We start from the raw sequence: 2,492 nt of genomic DNA, 5'->3' as shown, positions 1-2,492 counted from the left end.
CGGCTCACCAGCGCCCAAACCGGAGAGGCTTTTGTGGTAAAGTGTAGCGCAGCGAAACCCACAAAAGCAGCGTAGGTTTGGGCGTCTGCGTGGAGCCGTTTGTTAAGTGCATATTAGTTTGGCTTCCTCACTCATGCCAGAATCTAAGTTTTTTAGCTCTTGAATGAAATTATCTAGAAGCACTGGCTCAGCAGATAAATACATTTTGCACTCACTTGCCTCTTTTTGACCCTTGAACTCGAAAAACTCAGATTGCTGATGTGTTGTTATGTATAGAGTACTTGGTTTAAGAAAGTGTAAGCGTGCTGAAAATGCGCCATTTGCATACTCGCGCCCGAAGCTGCCAAATACTATATCCCGCAGCCCACCATATTGATGATTGCGAAAAATCTCTAAGCTTTTCACTAACTGCCCCAATTCATCTATTGAGGAGTAAACCTTATTGCAAAACACCGAATGACCGTTACACACTGATATTTTAAACTCAGTAACATCGTCGTCATTCCATATTTTTTGAATTAATATCTCTGGTCTCATTTGGCTCCTAGCACTTAACGTCGCCATCACGCGCTTGTCGCGTGCATGGTTTTGTTAAGTGTGTCAGGCACTTGCGTACCAATGATGATAGAAATTGTCTTCGTCTTCGACTTCATCGGATACTGGAACCTCAAGAACATATCCATTCTCGAAAATAAATAATAGCGCCCCATCGTCAGAATAGCTAAATTCGTTGAAGGTAACTCTATTAATAGGGTCTAAGAAACGACTCCATAACTTGAAATCTTCGTCATCATTAGGATATTCATCAGATCTCGTAACCACTACCTGAGAATTTCGAAATATCCAGGGCGGATCTATCCAGATATATGGTCGCATGTCGCCGAACCGAAGCTTCAAGGAGCTGCATGCAAGGGTTCTTTCACAAACTCTCCCGACTAAACTTTGAATCAATTTTATGTCTGCTTCATGGTTCATTTTGGAGTCACTTAACGCAAAGCACACGGGCGACGAGCCGCGCAGCGGGTTGGCGTCCCAGAGGCCGCAGGCCGCGAGTGATGCGTATTGTTATGTTTTGCAGAGGTTAGCACGAAGTTCATAGGTTTAAATAAGCCTCAGTTTTAGCCGAATCCAGATCATGAAAAAAACCGCCAATTCCCGACGGCGACCAGTATCCTTCACCAATATATTCCCAATCAGCGATATCCCATTTGTAAACATAATACGTGTAAGCACCATCGGTACGCTGGCCAACTACAGCTACGCTTTGCTTTGAGTCGGAATATTTCCTCTCGATTTCGTCGAACCCTTCATGGGTGCCGGTGAATTCACGATACTCTGGTAATTCAGCCATACTTTGCCTTTAAAACATAACGCCGCGTACACGGGCGCGAGTTTACGAGCGTCCCACCGCCGCTTTTTGGCGGTGTAGTGATACGCATTGTTAAATGCGGAGTTGGCACAGAGCTAATATTCTTGCTCATCGTCTTCCTCTCTGCCGTACAACAGCTCACTCAACTCTTCCGGATTCATGTGCTTTACTTTCTCTTCGATATTTCTATCGTAGCGTCGGTCGTTTGGATCACTGCCAGGGTGAGCTTTGCGCTGATATTGCTTTATGAAAGCCCCAATATCACCTTCTAGTTTCTTAGTGCGTTTATTATTCATATGCATTCACACATTTAACGTCGCGCACACGGGCGCGAGTTTACGAGCGTCCCACCGCCGCTTGCGGCGGTGTAGTGCTGCGCTTTGTTAACCGAAAAGAATGCCATATAAAACACCCACGGTAAGTATAATAAGACTAGCATGAAAAAATAGGATGAAAGGCCATACCAAAGGTCGCCCCCCTTCTACCATCAATGTACCAGCCAGCCTTCTCACAGGCCCATAGTAAATAATTATGGCAAGCGCCAAAATTGACCAGGCATGGATAAATACATGGACCGCCAAAAAGTAAGCACTCGAATGTATCCAAAGACCGAAGAAGGAACCTACCAGAGCAATTACGAAAGTCCAACGAAAGGGGTAAAGCTGGTAGGCCTTCCGGGTGTAGTACTCTCTTATCATGCTCATATCGATTCGATACGCCTGGTTAACGCCCCAAGCAGGGGAATATTTTGCGTTTTGAGCGCAGCGAAGCAAAATATTTCCGCTGCCTTGGATTGTTATGGGTTGGTGGATACACGCTTAAAGCTCCAGGTTTCTTTTGACAGACAGCATTAGTTCAGCAATGGTATTGTCATGCTCCGGTGAAGCGCCCAGCCCCATACTCTCTGTGGCGATTTTTCCCAGGAAGTCCGCGATTTCGTCCGGCTTCTCCGAAGCCAGCACCAGACCAAACACACTTGGCAGGTACGATTGATACTCATCTCTCGGCCAGTCGCTATCAGATATTCCGATAGGGTCCCACTTATAAAATAGGATCTCATCAATTCGTTTGTAGAGCTCTAGTTGGTCAGGAGGTAATTTACGTCCCATCTGCTGATTACCCA

4 protein-coding genes are annotated in these 2,492 nt (G+C 45.7%); all 4 read right to left on the bottom strand.

What is annotated here, in order from left to right; genetic code table 11:
* Positions 1–102: 102 nt before the first annotated feature.
* Entirely contained in the window at positions 103–537 is a 435-nt protein-coding gene (locus DKW72_RS16155) for a hypothetical protein (protein ID WP_111643420.1), read from the bottom strand.
* 556 nt (positions 538–1,093) lie between these two features.
* Positions 1,094–1,351 carry a hypothetical protein gene (locus tag DKW72_RS16150; RefSeq protein ID WP_111643419.1) on the bottom strand — a complete coding sequence of 86 codons (258 nt, stop codon included), beginning with the start codon at positions 1,349–1,351 and terminating at the stop codon, positions 1,094–1,096.
* 113 nt (positions 1,352–1,464) lie between these two features.
* Positions 1,465–1,665, bottom strand: coding sequence for a hypothetical protein (locus DKW72_RS16145; protein WP_111643418.1), 201 nt, complete (start codon positions 1,663–1,665; stop codon positions 1,465–1,467).
* Positions 1,666–2,187: 522 nt separating this feature from the next.
* Positions 2,188–2,492: hypothetical protein (locus DKW72_RS16135; RefSeq protein ID WP_232522442.1), on the bottom strand; the 305-nt coding region annotated here is incomplete at its 5' end.

It is taken from the genome of Marinimicrobium alkaliphilum (assembly GCF_003259155.1).
GTDB classification, from domain to species: Bacteria; Pseudomonadota; Gammaproteobacteria; order Pseudomonadales; family Cellvibrionaceae; genus Marinimicrobium_A; species Marinimicrobium_A alkaliphilum.
The sequence above is the reverse complement of the archived record's forward strand: the minus strand, read 5'-3'. Positions and strand labels throughout refer to the sequence as shown.